The 22,300-nt window shown below is 34.0% G+C and carries 18 protein-coding genes; 12 read left to right on the top strand and 6 right to left on the bottom strand.

Going from position 1 to position 22,300, the window contains the following annotated elements; genetic code table 11:
- Window positions 1-30: 30 nt before the first annotated feature.
- Window positions 31-798 (bottom strand): alpha/beta hydrolase family protein, encoded by a 768-nt coding sequence (locus tag DTUR_RS08150; RefSeq protein WP_012583927.1) that lies wholly within the window; start codon window positions 796-798, stop codon window positions 31-33.
- A gap of 63 nt (window positions 799-861) precedes the next feature.
- Here DTUR_RS08150 and trmB point away from each other — a divergent pair, with 63 nt between their 5' ends.
- From trmB to pyrF, 7 genes are all read left to right on the top strand, one after another.
- On the top strand, window positions 862-1,881 hold the full coding sequence (trmB, locus tag DTUR_RS08145; RefSeq protein ID WP_012583926.1) for a tRNA (guanosine(46)-N7)-methyltransferase TrmB: 1,020 nt from the start codon (window positions 862-864) through the stop codon (window positions 1,879-1,881).
- A gap of 200 nt (window positions 1,882-2,081) precedes the next feature.
- Entirely contained in the window at window positions 2,082-2,633 is a 552-nt protein-coding gene (gene pyrR / locus DTUR_RS08140) for a bifunctional pyr operon transcriptional regulator/uracil phosphoribosyltransferase PyrR (protein ID WP_012583925.1), read from the top strand.
- Between the two features lie 2 nt (window positions 2,634-2,635).
- A complete protein-coding gene (locus DTUR_RS08135; protein ID WP_012583924.1) occupies window positions 2,636-3,571 on the top strand; it encodes an aspartate carbamoyltransferase catalytic subunit in 936 nt (311 codons plus the stop codon).
- Window positions 3,555-4,850, top strand: coding sequence for a dihydroorotase (locus DTUR_RS08130; protein WP_012583923.1), 1,296 nt, complete (start codon window positions 3,555-3,557; stop codon window positions 4,848-4,850). Before DTUR_RS08135 ends, DTUR_RS08130 begins: the two co-directional genes overlap by 17 nt.
- Window positions 4,844-5,602: a dihydroorotate dehydrogenase electron transfer subunit gene (locus DTUR_RS08125; protein ID WP_012583922.1), complete on the top strand. Its 759-nt coding sequence runs from the start codon at window positions 4,844-4,846 to the stop codon at window positions 5,600-5,602. The genes DTUR_RS08130 and DTUR_RS08125 overlap by 7 nt, the downstream gene beginning before the upstream one ends.
- Window positions 5,595-6,515: a dihydroorotate dehydrogenase gene (locus DTUR_RS08120; protein WP_012583921.1), complete on the top strand. Its 921-nt coding sequence runs from the start codon at window positions 5,595-5,597 to the stop codon at window positions 6,513-6,515. The genes DTUR_RS08125 and DTUR_RS08120 overlap by 8 nt, the downstream gene beginning before the upstream one ends.
- On the top strand, window positions 6,515-7,249 hold the full coding sequence (gene pyrF / locus DTUR_RS08115; RefSeq protein WP_012583920.1) for an orotidine-5'-phosphate decarboxylase: 735 nt from the start codon (window positions 6,515-6,517) through the stop codon (window positions 7,247-7,249). Before DTUR_RS08120 ends, pyrF begins: the two co-directional genes overlap by 1 nt.
- A gap of 180 nt (window positions 7,250-7,429) precedes the next feature.
- Here pyrF and feoB read toward each other — a convergent pair whose 3' ends face one another.
- Genes feoB through DTUR_RS08100 form a run of 3 tightly spaced genes read right to left on the bottom strand, consistent with a single transcriptional unit; the run spans window position 7,430 to window position 10,073 of the window.
- Window positions 7,430-9,409 carry a ferrous iron transport protein B gene (gene feoB / locus DTUR_RS08110; RefSeq protein WP_012583918.1) on the bottom strand — a complete coding sequence of 660 codons (1,980 nt, stop codon included), beginning with the start codon at window positions 9,407-9,409 and terminating at the stop codon, window positions 7,430-7,432.
- Complete coding sequence (locus tag DTUR_RS08105; RefSeq protein ID WP_012583917.1) at window positions 9,396-9,635, bottom strand: FeoA family protein; 240 nt, start codon at window positions 9,633-9,635, stop codon at window positions 9,396-9,398. The genes feoB and DTUR_RS08105 overlap by 14 nt, the downstream gene beginning before the upstream one ends.
- A gap of 3 nt (window positions 9,636-9,638) precedes the next feature.
- Window positions 9,639-10,073: a Fur family transcriptional regulator gene (locus DTUR_RS08100; RefSeq protein WP_012583916.1), complete on the bottom strand. Its 435-nt coding sequence runs from the start codon at window positions 10,071-10,073 to the stop codon at window positions 9,639-9,641.
- A gap of 215 nt (window positions 10,074-10,288) precedes the next feature.
- On the opposite strand from DTUR_RS08100, the gene DTUR_RS08095 reads away from it, so the two are divergent.
- The 5 genes from DTUR_RS08095 (at window position 10,289) to gap (ending at window position 18,782) form a co-directional block, all read left to right on the top strand.
- Window positions 10,289-11,011 carry an ABC transporter ATP-binding protein gene (locus DTUR_RS08095; RefSeq protein WP_012583915.1) on the top strand — a complete coding sequence of 241 codons (723 nt, stop codon included), beginning with the start codon at window positions 10,289-10,291 and terminating at the stop codon, window positions 11,009-11,011.
- Window positions 11,008-12,309 (top strand): ABC transporter permease, encoded by a 1,302-nt coding sequence (locus DTUR_RS08090; RefSeq protein ID WP_012583914.1) that lies wholly within the window; start codon window positions 11,008-11,010, stop codon window positions 12,307-12,309. Before DTUR_RS08095 ends, DTUR_RS08090 begins: the two co-directional genes overlap by 4 nt.
- A gap of 3 nt (window positions 12,310-12,312) precedes the next feature.
- Complete coding sequence (locus DTUR_RS08085) at window positions 12,313-15,081, top strand: M1 family aminopeptidase (protein ID WP_012583913.1); 2,769 nt, start codon at window positions 12,313-12,315, stop codon at window positions 15,079-15,081.
- A gap of 156 nt (window positions 15,082-15,237) precedes the next feature.
- A complete protein-coding gene (leuS, locus tag DTUR_RS08080; RefSeq protein WP_012583912.1) occupies window positions 15,238-17,670 on the top strand; it encodes a leucine--tRNA ligase in 2,433 nt (810 codons plus the stop codon).
- 98 nt (window positions 17,671-17,768) lie between these two features.
- Window positions 17,769-18,782 (top strand): type I glyceraldehyde-3-phosphate dehydrogenase, encoded by a 1,014-nt coding sequence (gene gap / locus DTUR_RS08075; protein ID WP_012583911.1) that lies wholly within the window; start codon window positions 17,769-17,771, stop codon window positions 18,780-18,782.
- A gap of 58 nt (window positions 18,783-18,840) precedes the next feature.
- Here gap and DTUR_RS08070 read toward each other — a convergent pair whose 3' ends face one another.
- Both DTUR_RS08070 and lon read right to left on the bottom strand, forming a co-directional pair.
- Window positions 18,841-19,950 carry a baeRF10 domain-containing protein gene (locus DTUR_RS08070; protein ID WP_012583910.1) on the bottom strand — a complete coding sequence of 370 codons (1,110 nt, stop codon included), beginning with the start codon at window positions 19,948-19,950 and terminating at the stop codon, window positions 18,841-18,843.
- Entirely contained in the window at window positions 19,916-22,294 is a 2,379-nt protein-coding gene (gene lon / locus DTUR_RS08065) for an endopeptidase La (RefSeq protein WP_012583909.1), read from the bottom strand. The genes DTUR_RS08070 and lon overlap by 35 nt, the downstream gene beginning before the upstream one ends.
- Window positions 22,295-22,300 lie beyond the last annotated feature (6 nt).

Raw genomic sequence — 22,300 nt, 5'->3', positions numbered from 1 at the left:
AGAAGGGTGGAAAAATTTCCACCCTTTCTTTTATAACGTCTCTTTAAACCATTTTATAGTTTTTTCAATAACTTTTTCCTCCCATTCAATGGAATTAAAGGTGTGATCTGCATTTTCTATAATCTCAAGTTTTACTTTATGAGTATCCTTTAACCCGTTAAAGTAATCGTATGCATGTTGTATTGGCACTACTATATCTCCACCTCCATGAATTATAAGAACAGGTATACTTCTTTTCTTTATCTCCTCAAGAGGCTTTATGTTTACTATTTCGCTTAAAAACTCCTTTCCTACTGGGTTTCCTCCAAGATCAATAAAATCTCCATAATCTTTAATTCTTGAAACTTCCTCAGGGGATCTGTTAAAGAAGATGTCAAAATGGCATACTGCAGACCAAAGTACACAGGATTTAATTAGAGAATTTCTTCCCGAGGTTATACTTGCTACTGCACCTCCCATGGAAAGGCCAAGAATTCCTATTTTCTCTTTATCAACTAAATTGCTTCTTGCCAAATAATCAATAGCAATCATGGCATCAGATACTTCACCTTCTACAGTCATGTCTTTAAAGGATCCTTCACTATCTCCTGAACCTCTAAAATCAATACGTAAAGCTCCTATGCCTTCTCTTGTCAATGCTTCTGCTGTTTTTACAAATATTCTATGGGGTTCTACTTTTGTTCCTGTAAATCCATGGCAGAAAAGGACAAAGGGTGCAGGTGTCTTTTCAGGGATGTGTATAACTCCAAAGATTTTTTGTCCTTGATTTTCCAATACTACTGGTTCTCTTGTTTCCATATTGGCACCTCCATTTTAAATCTTTATAAAGATATTATAAAATAGTTTTTGGTGGATGAATTTGTGATCTTAAATCAAAAATCAAATTATTTCTTAGACTGGAAAGAGGTTTTTGAGAATGAGAATCCCATTTTTCTTGAGATAGGAATGGGAAATGGGGAATTTATTGTCCATATGGCCAAGGAAAATCTAAATGCTAATTTTATAGGAATTGATGTTTCTAAGGAGATTTTTAGAAAAGCTGTAAGTAGAGTAAAGAGATCTGGTTTGAAGAATATTAGACTTATGAGGATTGAGGGAAGTGAATTTCTTTGTAAATTTGTAAAATCTGAAACTCTTTCTGGAGTCTATATTAATTTTCCTGATCCATGGCATAAAAAATCTCATAAGGAGAGAAGATTGGTAAATGAACCCTTCATTTATTTGGTTTCGGATAGATTAAAGAATGAAGGTATTTTTATTTTTGTCTCTGATAATGAGGAATATACTAAGAGTGTATGGGGTCTTTTAAAAAAGTTTGATAATTTTTCTCCGTTATGGGATCATGGTTTAAGAAGGGATTTTCCTGAGTATTATAAAACGAAGTATGCGAGAAAATGGCTTGCTTTAGGACTTCCAATTTATTATATTGGTTTCAAAAAGACTGGAAACATAGAGATTCCAGAGTATGTGAAGGAATATTATCCTCTTTTGAATTTATCTAAGGAGGATTTATATATGCCTCTTGTGGAATTTAAAATTAAAAAAGAAAAAAGTAGTGAATTTATTAAAGATATATTATCTATTTTGCCGAAAGGTTTAATATACAGAGATAAAAACGCCTTAATTAAAGTTTTAGATTTTTATTATAATGAAGAGAGTATAATAGCAGATATAGTATGTGTAGAGGGATCTTTTAGACAGAGATTTTTTTTAGATATTAGTTTAAAAAAAGAGGTTTTAAAAATCTCTATTCACGATTCTGACGATCCTGATCCAACTTTTGGGATACATAAAACCTTAGCAATTTTTGCATCTATTTTAAAAGAAAAATTTACCGGATTGGAATTACTTCAGAACACTACAAGAATTAAAGAGGTATGATAATTTTTATAACCTCTGCTTTTTTAATTTGACATAAAATTTTTATCCATTTATAATACTATGGTTCCTTTAATTTAGCCCAGTGAGGCTAAGAAGGAGGAAAATTGATTAAAAGATATATAGTTAAGGTAAATAAGGCGGGTATATCCATGAAAGTGGGTATACCCGCCTTTTTTATGCCTATGAAGGGAGGAAAAAGTATGTATTTTCAAGAGAAGGCAAAGATAATGGATAAAGAAGCCATAAAAAGAGCCTTAAGGAGAATTGCTCATGAAATAGTGGAAAGAAATAAGGGAATTAGTAATGTAGTTCTTATTGGAATAAGAAGGAGAGGGGTTCCTCTTGCACAAAGACTTCAACAGTTTTTGAAAGAGATTGAAGATATAGAGGTTCCTGTGGGAAGTCTTGATATTACCCTTTATAGAGATGATCTTAATCTCCGCTTGGAACAGCCTAAGGTTGGAAAGACCGAAATAGATTTTCCCATTGAAAATAAAGATGTGATTTTAGTGGATGATGTACTTTACACAGGAAGGACAGTAAGATCTGCTCTTGATGCTCTTATGGATATAGGGAGGCCCAAAACAGTTCAGCTTGCTGTTTTGGTGGATAGAGGACACAGAGAGCTTCCCATAAGGGCTGACTATGTGGGAAAGAATGTTCCTACTTCTCGAAAAGAACAAATTGAGGTAAGACTTGAAGAGATAGACGGGGTAGATGAGGTAGTTATTGGGGAATGGAAGGAGGACTAAGTATGTGGAAGAGAAAAGATCTTATAGGTATAGAGGAGCTTTCAAGGGAGGAGATTGAAGTAGTAATTGAGACTGCTTTAAGTATGAAGGATATTTTGAAAAGACCTATTAAAAAAGTTCCCACATTAAGGGGAAGAACTATATGTACCCTTTTTTATGAGCCAAGTACGAGGACAAGATCATCTTTTGAACTTGCTGCCAAATATTTAAGTGCAGATACTGTGAGTATTGCTACAGCCACAAGTAGTGTGCAGAAGGGAGAAAGTCTTCTTGACACTGTCAAAACCTTAGAAGCTATGGGAATTGATTTATTTATCATTAGGCACAGCGCTTCGGGTGTGCCTTCTTTTATTGCGAAGAATATAAAGGCTGGAGTTATCAATGCAGGTGATGGCATGCATGAGCATCCTACCCAAGCTCTTTTAGACGTTTTTACAGTATACGAAAAGAAGGGAAAGCTTGAGGGTTTAAAGATAGCCATAGTGGGGGACATATTTCATAGTAGGGTTGCAAGATCTAACATCTATGCTTGGAATAAGTTGGGAAGCAATGTGATCCTTTGTGGTCCTCCTACCTTAATACCTCCATATATAGAAAACCTTAATGTTAAGGTTACCTATGATCTAAATGAGGCAATAGAAGATGCTGATATAATTTATGTCTTAAGACTCCAGTTAGAGAGACAAAAAAGGGGACTATTTCCTACTTTACGTGAATACCATATGTTTTATGGAATTAATCAAGAAAGGATAAAAAAGGCAAAAAAAGATGTCCTTGTGATGCATCCTGGTCCTATGAATAGAGGGGTTGAGATATCTTCCGAAGTTGCAGATAGCCTTATTTCGGTTATAAATGAACAAGTTACAAATGGAGTTGCAGTTAGAATGGCTCTTCTTTACCTTATGTTAGGAGGGAAAAGTGATGAAAATCCTGTTTAAAAATATAACTCTTGTTTATCCTGAAAAAGACAAAGAAGAAATTGGAGATCTCTATATAGAAGATAGAATAATAAAAAGAATTGGTAAAGGCTTAGATATCAACGGAAATGTGGAGGTTATAGATGGAAAAGATAAAATTGTAGTACCGACTCTTGTGGATATTCATGTACATCTTAGAGAACCTGGCTATGAGTGGAAGGAGACTATAGAATCGGGAAGTAAAGCTGCTGTTGCTGGAGGATTTACTGCTATTTGTTGTATGCCTAATACTAATCCGCCTATTGATAACAAAGAAATGGTGAGATTTATCTATGAAAAAGCAGATATTGTTGGACTTTCACGAGTATATCCTATAGGAACTATTACAAAAGGAAGAGAAGGAAAAGAAATATCCGAGATGGGAGATATGTTTATGGCAGGTGCAAAAGGCTTTTCGGATGATGGGAGTTGTGTGATGAACAGCGAGGTTTTAAGATGTGCTCTTGAGTATTCAAAAATATTCAATGCACCAATAATTGAGCATGCAGAAGACACGAATCTTACATTAGAGGGTAATGTAAACTTTGGAAAGATATCAACTCTTCTTGGTTTTAAAGGTATGCCTTGGGTTGCTGAGGCAAGCATAGTGGCAAGGGATGTTTTTCTTTCCGCCTTAACGGGAGGAAGATTACATATTGCTCATATTTCTTGTTGGCAAAGTTTGGACATGATAAAGTGGGGAAAGGAGCATGGAGCAAATATTACTTGTGAAGTAACACCTCATCATTTAGTTCTTACTGAAGATGCTGTAAAGGAAATGAACTATGATACAAATACTAAAATGAATCCTCCTTTAAGAACTAAGGAAGATCAGGAAGCCTTATGGGAAGGTATAAAGAATGATCTTATTGATGTAATAGCTACAGATCATGCACCCCACCATTTGGACGATAAGATGGTAGAATATGGACTTGCAGAGTATGGGATATCAGGTTTAGAAACAGCTATACCCTTAGTTATTACTTACGGATATTATGAAAGAAAGATTCCTCTCTCAAAACTTTTTAAAAAGATGAGTTACAATCCTTGTAAAATTTTGAATTTGCCTTATATTCCTTTAGAGGAAAGTGTCCCTGCCAATCTTACTATTATAGATCTTTCCGAGAAAGAAGTAGAAAAGGAAAAATTCTTTTCAAAAGGTAAGAATACTCCGTTCCATGGATGGAGATTAAAAGGCTGGCCTGTCATGACTTTCGTAGAAGGACGTTTAGTTTACAGAGAAGGGAAGATTTTATGGTAAAGGATATAGTAGGAGAAATAGTTTTTAATAAAAAGGTTGGAAACAATATTTATATTCTGAGTTTAGAGGCAGAAGATGTAGGAGAAATTTACCCAGGGCAGTTTGCTATGCTAAGAATTGAAAATGGATATGATCCCTTTCTAAGAAGACCTATGAGCCTTTTTAAAAAAAATGGTAATAAGTACTATTTCTTGTATCAAGTTGTAGGAAGAGGAACAGAGATTTTAAGTAGAAAGAGAGAAGGTGAAGAAATAAGTATTTTGCTGCCCCTTGGGAACTCTTTTCCTAAATTGAAGGAAAGGGAAAATGTTCTTATTGTAGGGGGAGGAGTTGGGATAGCTCCTTTAAATTTTCTTGTGAATTTTTACAAAGACCAAGTTAATTTCTATACGTTTATAGGTTTTTCATCCTTTGTTCTTGAAGAGGTTTATGTAGACTTTAAAAATTACAGTAGAGAATTTGTCATCTCATCGGAAGACTCCTCCTTAGGATATAAAGGAAAAATCCTTGATTTTATTCCTGAGAATCTGGATAATTTTGAAAAAATAATCTCTTGTGGACCTTCTAAGATGTTAGAGATTTTAATGAAAAAAGTAAAAGATAAAGAAAAAGTTTATCTTTCCTTAGAAGAAAGAATGGGGTGTGGTTTTGGAATATGCCTTTCTTGTGCTGTTAGAGGAAAGAATAGACTTTTGCATGTTTGTAAGGATGGACCTGTTTTTTGTGGAACGGAGGTAGTTTTTAATGAGTAAAGTACAGGTAAAGGTTGGAAGTTTGACTTTTAAGAATCCAATTCTTCTCGCTTCAGGAACCTGTGGTAATGGTAAAGAAATTAACAAGTTTTATAATATCAACATATTGGGGGGATTTGTAACAAAAAGTATCACTATAAATCCAAGGGAAGGAAATCCTAATCCACGAATTTGGGAAAGTTATGCTGGTATTTTGAACTCTATAGGTCTTGAAAATGCTGGATTGGATAAGTTTCTTGAAGAGGAAATTCCTTTTCTTGAAAAATTAAATACTAATGTAATAGTGAGTATTGCTGGAGAAAAAAAAGAAGAGTACTACGAGATTGCGAGAGTCTTAAGAGAGTGTAAAATTTCTGGAATTGAAATTAATCTGTCTTGCCCCAATGTGGAAGGTGGTGGGATGCTCTTTGGAATTGATAGTGAGATGGTAAAGGAGATCACTAAAAATGTGGTAAATATAGTAGACAAACCAGTATGGGTGAAATTAACTCCTCAGGCAAAAGATATAATTGGAGTTGCAAAAGCGGTAAGGAGTGCTGGAGGAGAAGCAGTAGTAGTGTTCAATACCTTTTTAGGACTCGCGATTGATTGGAAGAAAAGAGAACCAGTTTTTAAAAGAATTTTTGCAGGATATTCTGGTCCGGCGATAAAACCAATTGTATTAAGATATGTTTGGGAACTATATGAAGAAAATATTCTTCCAATTGTGGGCTGTGGAGGAATAGTGAATTTTACAGATGTTCTTGAGTATATTTTTGCAGGTGCCTCTCTTGTTCAAATTGGATCTGCAAATTTTAGAGACCCTTGGATTGGAGAGAAGATTGTAAAGGAAGTTCAAAACTATTTTAAAGAGGAAAAAGTTGTTGACTTAATTGGGATTGCTCATAAAAATCATGAGGAGGTTGATAAGTGATGAGGAAATATTATCCTATTATAGTTGCTCTTGATTTTCCTGAGGAGAAAAGGGCATTAGAAATTGCAGAGAAGTTAGTTCCCTATATCAAGAATTTTAAAGTAGGGCTTGAACTTTTTTCAGTAGCAGGTCCTCATATAGTAAAAGCTTTGAAAGAAATGGGAACAAATGTATTTATAGATCTGAAACTCTTTGATATACCTAATACAGTGGTAAGAACCCTTGATAGACTTTTAGCTCTTGAACCTTTTATGGTTACTCTACATATTCTTGGTGGAGAGGAGATGCTTAGAGAATCTGTAAAGTTGGTTTCTCAATATAAAGAATCCAATAAGACTGAATATCCTTATCTTCTTGGGGTTACTGTTTTAACTAGTTTCAATGAAGAAACCTTAAGAAGAAGCTGGGGAATTTCAAGATCTTTGCCCGAACAAGTCCTTTTTCTTGCTCAACTTGCTCAGGAAACAGGCCTTGATGGAGTTATTGCTTCTCCTTGGGAGATTGAGCTTTTAAGAAATAACTTAAAAAGACCAATGTTGATTGTTACTCCTGGTATTAGACTTACTAAGGAAAAAACCGACGATCAGCAAAGAATTATGACTCCAAGAGAAGCTTTAGAAAGGGGTTCTGACTATCTTGTAATAGGACGTCCTATTACTCAGAGTCCTGATCCTTATGAGGTAATTCAAAATATAAGATCTCAGATTGAAGACATTGTTGAGAGCAGACTTTAGTATAAGGACAATTTTTACAACTGCTTGGATCTAATTTATTAATTTCCTTTATATAGCCTAAATCTCTTAACTGAAGAAGGATTAAATCCCATTCTTCATCAGAAAGGGAGAGGTCCTTCTTCAGTTTTTTAACATCTACTATATAGTTTGAATCCTTTAAATAATTTATTACTTTTTCAATCACAATATCCCTATAATGGACAAGATTTGGTGAAGAATAAAAGTAAAAACATAGGCATACATTAGAGAATAACCCATAGAGAAAAGGGTCCATTTAATAGATTTTGTCTCTTGGTATATGGTAGCTACTGTGGAAGCACATGGAATATATAGAAGTTGGAAGACTATAAAGCTAAAAGCCGCTATAGGGGTAATATTTTCTAAAAGGATCTTTCCAAGTTCACTCCCACTTACCCCATAAATGGCACTTAAGGTGGAAAGGGTTGCTTCTTTAGCGACAAATCCAGAGAGAAGTCCCGTAGTAAGTTCCCAATTAAAACCCAGGGGTTTCATAAACAGAGAAAAGAATCTACTAATTTCTGCGAGAATTGAGTTTTGAATATCTCCTGTTGGATAATGGGATAAAATCCATATAATAGCCGAAAGGAAAGCCATAACGGTTCCTGCTCTTACAAGAAAATGTTTTATTTTATCCCAAATATAAAGAAGTACCAATTTTGGATTTGGAATTTTATATATAGGAAGCTCCATGAGTAAAGGATTGAAGGACGTTTTTAATACTTTTGTCCTTAGGATTTTTCCACTAATAAAGATAGATATAAAACTTATGAGATATAAGAGTATAAGAAGAAAAAATGCTTGCTTAGGAAAGAATATACTTAGGAAAAAAGAAGCTACAAGTATTCTTGGGACACATGGTATAAAGGAATCTAAGATTATTAATAGTATTCTATCTTTTTCATCTTCTAAAGTTCTCGTAGCCATGACCCCTGGGACATTACAACCAAAACTTATCACTAAAGGAATTAGAGACTTTCCATGTAATCCTAAGATATGCATTAATCTGTCGGACACAAAGGCTAAGCGAGCCAAATATCCTGAGTCTTCAAGCAGAGCAAGAAAGAAAAAGAAAAAAGTAATTAAAGGGGTAAAAGACAGTATAGTAGCAATTCCTTGCCATACTCCTTCTATAAGTAAATCTCTCCACCAATTAGGTAAGAAGACTAAAAGTGAAGAAAGTTTGTCTCCCATAAAGTCTAATACATTCTTGACAGGTTCTGCTAAGAAGTTATTTAAAGTAAAGGTTAGATAAAAAATTAATGCCACAATTAATATAGCTAAGAAACTACCCCATACAGGATGAGTAAAGTACTCATCTAATTTTTCAGTCCAAGATATGGCTTGTTTCTCTGGTTTTTCTAAAACTCCCTCTAAAATTTTTTTGATAAAATTGTATCTTGCAGTGGCAACTCTTATAGGATTACTCTCATTTTTCTCAATAAGTTCTTTTATTTTTTCCCAATCTTCTCTTTTTAATTTCTTTTTGCAGAGATCAGTTATTATAGGATCGCTTTCAAGAAGCTTTAGAGCTATCCATCTTTTTGGATAATCTTCTAAGTTTTCTGGCAAAATACTTTCAATCTTATTAATATCTTCTTCTAACTCCCCATAATCAATTTTTGTTGGATCTAAGTTGTCCTTTTCATATACTTCAATAACTTTATTGATAAGTTCATCAATTCCTATTCCCCTTGAAGCAATCATTGGAATAATTGGTATGTTCAATCTTTCTTCTAATTTTTTTACATCTAATTTATATCTTTTTGCTTTTAGGATATCTAACATGTTGAGACCTATAATGATATTGGGAATAAGTTCTCTTAACTGTAATAAGAGATAAAGATTTCTTTCAAGGGCTGAAGCATCCACAATAAGTATAACTATGTCAGGTTTTTCTTTTACAATGAATTCCCGAGATATTAACTCTTCTAAGGTATTTGCAGTCAAACTATATATACCGGGGAGATCAGTTATTTCCAATATGTAATGATCTTTTTCCACATATCCTACTTTCTTTTCTACGGTTTTTCCAGGCCAATTTCCTGTGTGCTGATTTAACCCTGTTAATTGATTAAAAACAGTGCTTTTTCCCACATTTGGATTCCCAGCGAGAGCAACCCTTATTTTAATTTTTTCCATTCTCCCCAACCTCCACTAAGATGCTTTCAGCAAGACCTTTGCCAAGGGCAAGATTTGTATCTTTTACTTTGATAATAACAGGTCCTAAAGATTTCTGAAGTAGAATGACCTCTTCTCCTGGGGTTATGCCCATTTCTGCAAGCCTTAAAATTTTACCTCTTCCTCCACGTATAGCAACTACTCTTCCTTTTTGTCCTTTATTCATTTCTATAAGTTTTTTAATCAATGATTATTCCTCCTTTTTGTTGATTTTTTCTTTGCATTCTTTACATACTCCTAAAATGTTTATATTACAAGATGTGATTAAATACTCTTTTTCGTCTACAGGTAATATTTTTAGTATTTCGTTCCAATTTTTAAATTCTCTTTCTTCCCTTTTTCCGCAGTAAATGCATTGAATATGAAGATGAGGCTTTGAATTGGATTCATAATGTACATGTCTCTCTTCAAAGGTTATGGCCTTTATATATCCAAGTCTTTCAAGGAGTTTACAAGTCCTGTAGACCGATGTAAAAGAGATGTTTTTACTCTGTTTTTTAAGATTTTCATAGATTTCATTTATAGAAAAATGTCCTGAGGGATTATTTTCGAAAAACTCAAGAACCATAAGTCTTGGTTTACTTAATCTTATTCCTCTTTCTTTTAAGCTCTCTTTTAAACTCATTTCTTTACCTGCAAAAATTTTTCATTTTGATTTCCATAATTAAAATACCATATTTGCAAAAAATTTGCAATTTTTATTTCCTTGACATAATTTTTGTTTTTTGTTATAGTGTGTTATGTATCTAATACAGTATTATTATTAAACTTGTTAATATTGGTTTAAAATTTCAGTGATATAAAAAATTAAAAAATTTAGATTAATGGGGGTGATTTATTTTGGAAACCATATTGCAGGTTGAGGACCTTAAAAAATCCTATGGCAAGATTGAGGCTTTAAAGGGATTAAGCTTTGAGGTTAAAAAAGGAGAGGTTTTTGCTCTTATTGGTCCTAATGGTGCTGGAAAAACTACTACTTTGAGAATTGTTGCTACTCTTCTTACTCCTTCCGAAGGTAATGTAGTTTTTATGGGGAAAAATCTTAAGGAGCACGCAGATTTTGTAAGGGAGAATATTTCTTACCTTCCCGAAGAAGCAGGTGCATATAAAAATATGAGAGGGCTTGAGTATTTGAGATTTATGGCAACTTTTTATGCAAAAAATGAAAGGGATGTAGAAATTTTTATTAATAGAGCAAAGGAAATAAGTGGACTTTCGGATAGATTAAGTGATAAGATTGGAACTTATAGTAAAGGAATGATAAGGAAACTTCTTCTTGCAAGAGCTTTAATGACAAAACCTGCTCTTGCTATTCTTGACGAACCCACTTCAGGTCTTGATGTTATGAACGCTCTTGAGATTAGGGAGATTATTAGGGAATATGTAAAGGAGGGAACATCTGTACTTCTTTCTTCTCACAATATGCTTGAGATTGAGTTTCTATCAGATAGGGTAGCCTTGATTGATAAAGGAAGGATACTTGAGGTGGGGACAGCGGAAGAATTAAAAGAAAAGTATTCTGCAAAAAATTTAGAAGAGGTATTTAGGAGGGTAGTACAATGAAGAAGTTTACAAACCTTCTTAAGAAAGAAATTAGGGAACTCGTTACTTTGCAATTGATAATTTCTCTTATTTTTACAATTATCCTTTTTAATTTTCTGGGAAGTTTGACTAAAAGTGAGATTAAAAAGTCGGTTCAATTAAGAGATGTATATGTATTGGATTTGGATAAAACTGATTTTTCTAAGGAGCTTTTGAATAATTTATCTGTTGGCGGTTTTAGAGTTAATCTTATAAATAAGGAAATTCAGAGAGAAGATAAAAACCTTGCCATTGATTATGCAAGGATGAAAAACTTAAATTTTCTTTTGATAATTCCAAGGGGCTTCGGAGATAAAGTTTCCAGTTTTCAATCTACAGAGGTTGAATTTTACTCCTTTATAAAGAGCTTTTCTATGGGAAGTACTGTGGGGAGTTCTATTGTTAATAATATAATAAATTCCATAAATAATTATGTGTCTAATAATTTCTTAAAAGCCAAATTTCCTAACTTGAATCCTGAAAGTATTAAAAATCCTATAAAAAGCAAAGAGTTTGTGATCATAAAGGATAGAATTGCTGAGGCTTCTTCTTCTGAAGTTATGAATTTCGTCTACTCTCAATCGGTTTTTATACCCATTGTGCTTATGCTTGTCATAACTTATGCTTCTCAAATGGTCCTTTCGGCTATTGCTCTTGAAAAGCAAGATAAAACCCTTGAGACCCTACTTACAGTACCTGTAAGTAGAAGGTATATTGTGGTGGCAAAGATGGCTGGAGCTGGAATTGTGGGACTGATCTCTGCAGGTGTATACATGTTGGGTTATAGATCCTTTTTCTCTGGCATAACAGGAGGAGTTGATATAAATAAATTAAGTAGTGATATCATTACCAAGCTTGGGATTTCCTTTACTCCTTATGGTTATCTCCTTCTTGGATTATCTTTATTTTTAGCTATTCTTAACGCTTTAGCTTTATCTACGATTTTGGGGGTTTTATCGGAAGATTTGAGAAGTGCTCAGGGTTTTTCTTTTCCTATCATTATTCTTATAATGATTCCCTATTTTCTTTCCCTTTTCACCGATATAAATTCCCTTTCTTTACCTGTAAAGCTGTTGGTTTATGCTATTCCTTTTAGTCATCCTTTTATTGCTTCCTCAAACATACTCCTTGGAAATTATAACATAGTCTATTATGGGATTCTTTACATGCTTATAGTATTTATAATTCTGATTTTTATTGCTGCAAGAATTTTCTCTACCGATCAAGTGATTACTATGAAATTGAGATTTGGAAAAAAAGCTAAGATTGGAGGGATTTAATCTATGAAGAAGTTTATTTTATTAACCTTTTTTATTGCAATTTTTGTCTCAAATATAGTCTGGGCAGAGTCAAGTTATAAGATTTATGCACAACTTTCTCCAAAAGAGAAGATGATAAGTGGAAAGGTAGAGGTGGATTATGAGAATAATACCCAAAAGGATTTAGAAGAAATATATTTTTATCTTCCCATGAATCTTTACAAAGAGAAAAATCCATATATTAGTAATGTGATTCAGGATTCTCAATATGTTAATGGGTTTGATCCAGCCTATACTAAAATAAATAGAGTAGAAGATGACAACGGGAAAGCTTTAGAATATACCCTTGAGGAAGGTAAAATACTTTCTCAGAATTATTCATTAAAAGATAATTATTTAAGGGTGAAACTTCCAAAGAGTCTTGCTCCAAAAGAAAGGTTTAGGTTAGTCATATATTTTGAAACGAAATTTCCTGAAGCCTATTTTGGGGATATGGCATACGCAAGTAATGCCTTTTTATGTCGATTTGGATGGTTCCCCTATGAACTTGCCCATACTCAAAATGGTTGGGATAAAGGTGGAATATTAGTTTCTGCTAACTTTTATTTAGAGCTTTTAGTTCCTAAGAGTTATCAAGCAGCAGTAGGTATGGATGAAGTTCAGGAAGAAGTTGCTGGAGATTGGAAAAGAATTATAGGCAAAAATACAAGTCCAAGAAGATCTCTTCCATTGGCTATTAGTAGTGAATATAGGGTTTATAAACTTTACGATGATAAATATCCTGAGATCTATGTGTACCATTATCCAGGAAGAGAATATAAGGCAAGAATTTTTGCTAGTTATGCTCGGGAGATTTACGACTATTATTCAAGACTCTATGGAGTAACAAAACATAAAAGAATAAATATAGTTGAGGGACAGACTTATGGACTTTATGGTATGACTTCCGACGGTTTGATTATAGTTGGGAAGAGTGCATTTAATTCTTCCGATTTAATAACTCCTTTTATTTTGGAAAGATTAAATGAATGTCTCTTGGCTCATGAAATTGCTCATCTTTGGTGGGCTATGGACATAAGCACAGATTTTGATAGAGAGAATTGGATTTCAGAAGGTTTTGCTCAATATCTTTCCATAACCTATTTTGAAAGAAAATATGGGGCAAAGGGAGGGAATCTTTTCCCTGACTTGGAAGATGATTATTTTTTGTCTTATATTAAAGATTATCTTTTAGGTGATTTAAATTTAAGAGAGTATATGGTGGAAATTCCCTATATTTATTATTTAAGAGATGGTTGGGATGAGGAAATAGTAAAAGATTTTTGGAATAGCTGTGCCAATGGTTATAGTGATAAAGTCTATAATAAGTCTTATCTTGCTTTGAGGGCTTTAGCTTATGAATTTGGGGAGGATAATTTTGATAATTATATTAAAAATTTGCACGAAAAGTATGAGAATAAGGTAATTACCACCGAAGAAATAAAAAGCAATTTAGAAAAATACAGTGGAAAAGATCTTTCGGAGTTCTTTAAAAAGTGGTTTTATTCAAAGGGAAAAGTAGATTATGAGATAGTAGGGATAAAAACTTTATACAAAGATGGAAAATATATAAACAGGATTGAAATCAAAAACAATGGAGAAATTAATATTCCTTGTGAAGTAAAAGTTTTTACTCAAGATAAACAAGAGAAGAAAGTTATATATGATGGAATTAGCAAGATTTTAGAAGTTGAAACCAATGTTCCTATAGATAAAGTAGTGATTGATCCCGATTCAAAAATCCCTGACGCTAATAGGGTTAATAATTGGTACCCAAGAAAAATAATTTTTACTTCTAAAAGAGAGATTCCTTTAGATGCTTATGTATTTTATTATGATTTAGTTCCGAGTTTTAGCATTGATTTTTCTACTTTTGAGATAAACTATGCGTCCTATCATTTAGAATTCTATGATCTTTTTAATTTTCATTTGCTTTTGGAAAGTTTTTATCAGGATGGATATAGAGGTGCAAATTTCATATTTACTCGCAATTTCCCCAAGGATGATAATTTTACCATGCAGTTTGTTTTTATGGAGCCTGATATTTGGGCAGGAAAGCTTTCCTTTACCAAAAATATATGGAAAAAATTTGACCTTGGCATAAGTAATAATTATTGGGATAAGGCATATATTTTGAATTTTTCTTTGTCCTATAATGAACTTTTGAATAATAAATTATATTTTGACTTTGTCATAACAAGGGTTGCAGACTATTATAAGAAGGCTTTATTAAGTCAATTTTCTCTGAGGACTGGATATTCAAGGGTAGGTTTTGACATGTATAGGGTTGACGGAGTTTTGAGCAAAGACTTCTTAATCTTTCCTCAGAGTACACTTAACATAACAGCTAAGGTGGGATATGTAGGTGGTAATCCTGATGAGGAAGAAAGGGTCAATCTTTCTGATTTCAAATCCTTGACCTCAGATTATTATGGAAATGTAAAACTTGCTTCTTTTATAAATTGGAATATTCCTATAGCTAAAGATTTAGAGTTGAAATTCTTTAATTTCTTTATATTACATAGACTTGAGACAAATGTTTATTTAGAATTTGGAGGAGTATGGGATAACATAAACTCTATTGATAAGGCTGGACTAAATTTAGGACTTGGATTTGAGTTTGTCTATAAATTTATTACTTTCTTTGATTTGCCATTAAATCTTTATATGGGATATGCTTTTCCTATATGGCAAGGAACACCTAATCCCAATGAGGTAGGAAGATTTTATTCCTATTTGTCCTTTGGATTGTAAATATCTTGTAAATTTTTGCCCCTTCTCCTTGGATAGAAGTTTTTTGAAGGTATAATCCTTCTCAAGGGGAAGGGCTTGTTTTTATTGTCTTTAAATAAATACTTTTATATAATTGGAGTTAAAGAAATTTTTGAAGAAAAGGAGAGGGATAGAAGGATGAAGAGATATAATCCACAGGAAATAGAGCCTAAATGGCAGAAGAAGTGGAATGAGGATAAGCTATATCATGTAACTGAAAGATCAGATAAACAAAAGTATTATACTCTTGTTATGTTTCCCTATCCTTCTGGAGATCTTCATATGGGACATATGAGAAATTATACCATTGGAGATGTGGTGGCAAGGTATTACACCATGAAGGGATATAATGTGCTAAATCCCATGGGATGGGATGCTTTTGGACAGCCTGCTGAGAATGCTGCTATAAAAAATAAAGTTCATCCTAAGGAATGGACCTATAGGAATATTGCAAGGATGAAAGAACAACTTTTTAAAATGGGCGTAGTTTATGACTGGGATAGAGAAGTTACTGCTTGTGCTCCTGATTATTATAAGTGGACTCAATGGATATTTTTAAAGCTTTATGAGCGAGGGCTTGCTTATAGGAAAAAAGCTCCTGCTAACTGGTGTCCTACTTGTAAGACAGTACTTGCTAATGAGGAAGTGATAGATGGAAGATGTTGGAGATGTAAAACTCCTGTGGAAAGGAGAGAGTTTGAACAATGGTTTTTTAAAATCACCGAATACGCAGAAGCTCTTTTAAATGATCTGGATACCTTAGAGCATTGGCCAGAAAAAGTAAAGTTAATGCAGAAAAACTGGATAGGAAAATCAGAAGGTCTTGAGTTTTATTTTGAAGTTCAAGGTATGGATGAAAAAATTTATGTATATACTACAAGACCTGATACCATTTATGGCGTAACTTTTGTGGTTCTTGCTCCTGAGCATCCATTGGTAGAAAAAATAACCACTCCTGAACATTTAGATAAGGTAAGAGAGTACATAAGACAAGCCAAGAATAAGAGCGAACTTGAAAGGCTCACATCAGAAAAGGAAAAAACTGGTGTCTTTACAGGAAGTTATGCAATTCATCCTTTGACTAAAAAACCTATTCCTATATATGTAGCAGATTATGTTCTTGCTACATATGGTACTGGTGCTATAATGGCGGTTCCTGCTCATGATTCAAGGGATTATGATTTTGCAGTTAAATTCAACCTTCCCATAATTCCAGTCATTACTCCTGACCCCAATAAGGCTCCTGAACTTCCCTATGAAGAGGAAGGAATAATGATAAATTCTGGCGAATACAATGGGATGAAGAGTTCTGAATTTTGGAAGTTAATTGTGGAAAAGTTTGAAAATTTAGGTATAGGAAAGAAAAAGGTTCAGTATAGACTAAGAGATTGGCTTATTTCAAGACAGAGATATTGGGGGGCTCCTATTCCTATAATATATTGTCCTAATTGTGGTATTGTGCCGGTACCTTATGAGGATCTCCCAGTAGAACTTCCTGAACTTTCTGATTTTGAACCTACGGGAACTGGAGAAAGCCCTCTAGCAAAGGTTCCGGAGTTTGTGAACACAAAATGTCCTAAATGTGGATCTCCTGCAAGAAGGGAGACCGATACTCTTGCAACTTTTGTGGATTCTTCTTGGTACTATTTCCGATATACTGACCCTCACAATGATAAGGAGCCTTTTTCAAGGAATAAAGCCGAATATTGGATGCCCGTAGACCAATATACAGGTGGAATTGAACATGCTATTTTGCATCTTTTGTATTCTCGTTTTATAACAAAGGTTTTATACGATGCAGGGTATAGTCCAGTAAGAGAGCCTTTCAAAAGATTATTTACACAAGGTATGGTTTATAAAGATGGTCAAATCATGTCCAAATCCTTAGGAAATATTGTCTCTGTAGACTATATGGTAGAAAATTACGGGGCAGATACCGCAAGACTTTTTATTCTCTTTGTAGCACCCCCTGAAGTAGATATTGAGTGGAGTGATGAAGGAGTAGAAGGAGCAAATAGATTCTTAAATAGATTTTGGAGATTGGTATTAGAGGATGCTGAGGTAGAGCCTAAAATAGATGAAGAACAAGAGAAGTTAATTAAGAGAAAACTTCATAAGACTATTAAGAAGGTTACAGAAGATATTGAAAATTTCAAATTTAATACCGCTATAGCAGCGATCATGGAGCTTACTAATCTTCTCTTTGAACATAAGAGATCCTTTGGAAGGACTCCTGCTTTTGAAGAAGCAATTAGAACTTCTATTTTACTTCTTTCTCCCTTTGTGCCTCATATAACCGAAGAACTCTGGGTTGAGCTTGGAAATGAGTATAGTGTACATATGCAGAAATGGCCCTCTTATGATCCTGAAATGATAAAAGAAGAAGTTGTGACGGTAGTTATACAGATAAATGGTAGGGTGAGGGATAGAATTGATGTGAATGCTGATGCTACCCAGGAAGAAATTTTGAAACTTGCTCTTGAGAGAGATAACGTTAAGAGGTATTTAGATAATAAGGAGATTAAAAAGATAGTGTATGTTCCAGGAAAGATATTGAGTTTATACGTATAGAAGTGAGTTTAAAAAGATTTTAACAAATTTAGAAGAATATAAGTGATATAATGTAGATTGAATTCAAGAAAAATTTAACGATTTCAGGAGGTGTTCTTATGGCAGTTAAAGTGGGTATTAATGGGTTTGGTAGAATAGGAAGACAAGTTTTAAAGGCTCTTTTTGAGAGGCATGGAGATAAGGTAGAGGTAGTTGCAGTAAATGATATTACTGATACTAAAACTCTTGCCCATTTATTCAAATATGATTCTAACTATGGAGTTTATAAAGGAGAGGTTAAATATACTGATAAGTCTATAATTATTGATGGAAAAGAAATTAGAGTTTTTGCTGAGAAAGATCCTGCTAATTTACCATGGAAAGATTTAGGTGTGGACATAGTCATAGAATCTACAGGTCTTTTCACTGATGCAGACAAAGCTAAAGTACATATGACTTCTGGAGGAGCCAAAAAGGTTATAATCTCTGCTCCAGCAAAAGGTGAGGATATTACTATTGTTTTAGGGGTGAATGAAGAAAAATATGATCCTGAAAAGCATCATATAATTTCTAATGCATCCTGTACCACAAATAGTTTAGCTCCTGTGGCAAAAGTACTTCTTGATAATTTTGGGATTGAAAAAGGATTAATGACTACTGTTCATTCCTATACTAATGATCAGAGAATCTTAGATCTTCCTCATAAGGATCTAAGAAGAGCGAGGGCTGCAGCTTTAAACATTATTCCTACATCTACAGGTGCAGCAAAAGCCATTGGAAGAGTTATTCCAGAACTTGATGGAAAAATGCATGGTGTAGCTTTAAGAGTTCCAACTCCGACAGTATCAGTTACCGATCTTGTCTGTTTATTGCAAAAGAATGTTACCGTTGACGAGGTAAACGAGGCATTCAAGAAAGCAGCTGAGGGCAGAATGAAGGGAATTCTTGGAGTAACCGAGGAAGAACTTGTATCTATGGACTTTAAAGGTACCACATATTCTACAGTGGTAGATTTACCATCTACAATAGTTATTGGGAATAACTTAGTGAAAGTGTTTGCCTGGTATGATAACGAATGGGGCTATGCTTGTAGATTAGCTGATTTAACAGCATACGTAGCAGAGAGAATGTAAGATTTTATACCAGGTTAATTTGTAAGAAGGGGAAGATTTTTCTTCCCCTTCTTATTTTTTAAAATCTTAGAAAAGCCCCGATATTTTTAATTTTTTCTGCAAGTTCTTTATTTTTAATGTACTTTAGTTCTGAATTATTGATGATTGCCTCTTCTATTAATTCATCCACTATATCTGCTCGTTTTTCCATCTTTACATTGCAATAGGGACAATTTTCTAAGTAAGGACTCATAAAAGAGCATGATGGACATTGGAAGCCTGGTTGTTCAAATTGGTCGTAGACCAAAATCATTCTTACTCTTTTTTGATGAACCGCATGGGCTACGTCTTCAAGTCCTATTACTGCCTCTTTTCCTTTTGCGTTAGTTACGATTAACTGATCTATTAGATCATTTATTTCATTTTCTTCATGAGCTTCTATCATATTATGAGTTTTTTCAAGAATTTCATTTATAGGAGAATCAAGTTCAATAGGTATTTCACCTATGATTTTTTCATGAAGTCTTTTTGGTAATACATCAAGAAATTCAGAAGTATTTTTTGGAGAAGTAGTACCTAATACTATTTTTTCCTCTCCCTGTATTTTTTTATCTAAGAACTCAGCCACCTCTTTGAAGTGCCATATTACATGAGTTTCATGCCATCTTTGCCAATCTGAAGCTTCCCATCCCCCTTGTTTATGCTTTTTGGGAATTTCTTCCTTTATTTCTCCTTCTTCTCTTATCTCTCCAATGAAGTATTTAAAAACCCTTGCATCGCCTCTTGAAAGAACAACTAAATAATATGGTTTGTTGGCAGTAATAAGATAGGAAAGAGGACGAGTATAGGGATCTTTATCTATGACTAACTTGTTTTTTAATATGGGATAAAGAGGAATTTGATATCTCCAATCCTTTGCACTACAGCTCATAAGTACAATAGTGTTTGCAGATCCAAAAGAAACTTGATCAATGAGGTTTTCTATATACTCTAAATCAGATAAAACCGACTTTTTTATTTCCCCTTCCAAATTTAGAGACTCAAGGAAATTCTTTTTCAGATCCTTCCATATAATTTTGTACTCACCCTTAGGATTTGATAAAGGTGAGACATTTAGATAAAGAGTAGTTATAAAATAGGGCTGAAGGGAAAAGTTACCTAATTCTTTCAGGATTTCTTTGCTCAGCACTCTCTCTCACCTCCAAAAGGGCAAGATTAAGAACCTCGTCAGCATGTTCCACGAAGTAAAAAGTCATTTCTTTTTTCACTTCTTCCGGGATTTCCTCTAAATCTTTTTTGTTCTCCTTAGGCATTATTACTGCTGTAAGTCCTGCTCTGTGGGCAGCAAGTACCTTTTCTCTTATTCCTCCTACGGGAAGGACTTTGCCCCTTAAGGTTATTTCTCCAGTCATACCAATATCTTTTTTGACAGGCTTTCTCGTAAGGGCAGAGGCTATAGCTGTGGCTATAGTTACTCCAGCAGAAGGTCCATCTTTAGGAATTGCCCCTGAAGGAACATGTACATGAATATCGGATTTTTCTAACAATTCATAACTTACATTTAAATCCTTTAGTCTTGATCTCACATATGATAGAGCAGTTTTTGCAGATTCTTGCATTACTTCCCCTAATTTTCCTGTAAGAATTAGATTTCCCTTCCCTTCCACAACAAGAGCTTCCACAAACAAGATATCTCCTCCTGCTTCTGTCCATGCGAGTCCTGTGGCAACACCTATTTCATCTTTTTCTCCCTTCATACCAAAAGTGTATCTTTCTGGACCTAAATACTTAGAGATATCTTCTGCCTTGACTAAGACTTTCTCAGTTATACTTCCTTCTGCTATTCCCTTTGCTATTTTTCTGATTATGCTGGCTATTTCTCTTTCTAAATTTCTTACCCCTGCTTCTCGAGTATATTCCCTTATGATTTTTCTTATAGCGTCATCGGTGAACTCTATTTGTTCATTTTCAAGACCATGTTCTTTAAGTTGTCTTGGTATGAGGAATCCTTTGGCTATTCCCATTTTTTGATATTCTGTGTATCCAGGAAGTTCTATAACTTCCATTCTGTCAAGTAATGCAGGAGGTATAGTGTAAAGCACATTAGCTGTTGCTATAAACATGACCTTTGAAAGGTCAAAAGGTACCCCTAAGTAGTTATCTACAAAGGCATTATTTTGCTCAGGATCTAATACCTCTAATAAAGCTGCAGCAGGATCTCCTCTAAAATCAGAGCCCAATTTGTCTATTTCGTCAAGCATAAATACAGGATTATTTGATTCCGCTTTTCTCATACCCTGTATAATTCTTCCAGGAAGAGCTCCAACATAAGTTCTTCTATGTCCCCTTATTTCAGCTTCATCTCTTATTCCTCCAAGGGAGATTCTTACAAACTTTCTACCAAGAGCCCTGGCGATAGACTTTCCAAGAGAGGTTTTTCCAACGCCTGGTGGTCCTACAAAGCATAGTATTGGTCCTTTCATGTCACTTTTAAGTTTTCTTACAGCTAAGTATTCTAAGATCCTTTCTTTTACTTTCTCTAAATCATAATGATCTTCGTTTAATATCTCTTCTGCCCTTTTTATATCTAAATTATCTTCAGTGGATTTTGCCCAAGGAAGGCTTATAAGCCAGTCAAGGTAGGTTCTGGTTACTGTATACTCCGCAGAGCCAGGAGGCATTAAGGCAAGCCTTTCTAATTCTCTTTCTGCTTCTTTCATAGCTTCTGGTGGAAGCTTTGCTTCCTGGAGTTTTTGTCTTAATTCGTTTATTTCCATTTCTCTTGGATCTATTTCCCCAAGCTCTTTTTGTATTGCTTTCATCTGTTGTCTTAGGAAGTATTCTTTTTGGCTTTTTTCTATTTCATTCTTTACTTCATTTTGAATTTTATTAGCTATTTCAAGAATTTCTAATTCTCTTGTTAGATAGTAGGTTACCTTCTGTAATCTCTCTTTAATATCTATGGTCTCAAGAATCTCTTGCTTTTCGTTAATATTTAGGTTGGTATTAAAGGCTATAAAATCTGCAAGTCTTCCTGGCTCTTGTATATTCATAGCATTGATTAATAGTTCTTCAGGGAATTGGGGTATCAGTGATGCCATTTTTTGGAAGAGATTAAGAAGGTTCCTCATCATTCCTTCTATTTCAACGGTTTTTTCAACCTTTTCTTCAATAACTTCAACTTTTGCCTTAAAATAAGGTTCCGTTTCTATAAACTCCACAACCCTTATTCTTTGTAGTCCTTGTACAAAAAGTCTTAATGTATTATCTGGAAACTTTAAACTTCTAACAATAATTCCTACAGTTCCTATTCTATGAATATCATCAGGAGTAGGATCCTCTATTGGGGTTTTTTGCATACACATTCCAATTAGTTTATTTCCTGCAAGAGCATCTTCAACGAGCTTTATGCTCTTTTCTCTTCCCACAATAAGGGGTATAAGCATTTGAGGATAAACTACCGTCTCTCTTAGAGGGAGTATAGGGAGAATTTCTGGTATATCTTGAGTCTGATTGAGTTCTTTTTCTTGCATATTTTC

The sequence above is a fragment of the Dictyoglomus turgidum DSM 6724 genome (genome assembly GCF_000021645.1).
Lineage (GTDB): Bacteria > Dictyoglomota > Dictyoglomia > Dictyoglomales > Dictyoglomaceae > Dictyoglomus > Dictyoglomus turgidum.
The sequence above is the reverse complement of the archived record's forward strand: the minus strand, read 5'-3'. Positions and strand labels throughout refer to the sequence as shown.

Coding starts and splice junctions, on each gene's coding strand:
- DTUR_RS08150 (WP_012583927.1), bottom strand. CDS start 798: ATGGAAACAAGAGAACCAGTAGTATTGGAAAATCAAGGACAAAAAATC.
- pyrR (WP_012583925.1), top strand. CDS start 2,082: ATGTATTTTCAAGAGAAGGCAAAGATAATGGATAAAGAAGCCATAAAA.
- DTUR_RS08135 (WP_012583924.1), top strand. CDS start 2,636: ATGTGGAAGAGAAAAGATCTTATAGGTATAGAGGAGCTTTCAAGGGAG.
- DTUR_RS08130 (WP_012583923.1), top strand. CDS start 3,555: ATGAAAATCCTGTTTAAAAATATAACTCTTGTTTATCCTGAAAAAGAC.
- DTUR_RS08125 (WP_012583922.1), top strand. CDS start 4,844: ATGGTAAAGGATATAGTAGGAGAAATAGTTTTTAATAAAAAGGTTGGA.
- DTUR_RS08120 (WP_012583921.1), top strand. CDS start 5,595: ATGAGTAAAGTACAGGTAAAGGTTGGAAGTTTGACTTTTAAGAATCCA.
- pyrF (WP_012583920.1), top strand. CDS start 6,515: ATGAGGAAATATTATCCTATTATAGTTGCTCTTGATTTTCCTGAGGAG.
- feoB (WP_012583918.1), bottom strand. CDS start 9,409: ATGGAAAAAATTAAAATAAGGGTTGCTCTCGCTGGGAATCCAAATGTG.
- DTUR_RS08100 (WP_012583916.1), bottom strand. CDS start 10,073: ATGAGTTTAAAAGAGAGCTTAAAAGAAAGAGGAATAAGATTAAGTAAA.
- DTUR_RS08090 (WP_012583914.1), top strand. CDS start 11,008: ATGAAGAAGTTTACAAACCTTCTTAAGAAAGAAATTAGGGAACTCGTT.
- DTUR_RS08085 (WP_012583913.1), top strand. CDS start 12,313: ATGAAGAAGTTTATTTTATTAACCTTTTTTATTGCAATTTTTGTCTCA.
- leuS (WP_012583912.1), top strand. CDS start 15,238: ATGAAGAGATATAATCCACAGGAAATAGAGCCTAAATGGCAGAAGAAG.
- gap (WP_012583911.1), top strand. CDS start 17,769: ATGGCAGTTAAAGTGGGTATTAATGGGTTTGGTAGAATAGGAAGACAA.
- lon (WP_012583909.1), bottom strand. CDS start 22,294: ATGCAAGAAAAAGAACTCAATCAGACTCAAGATATACCAGAAATTCTC.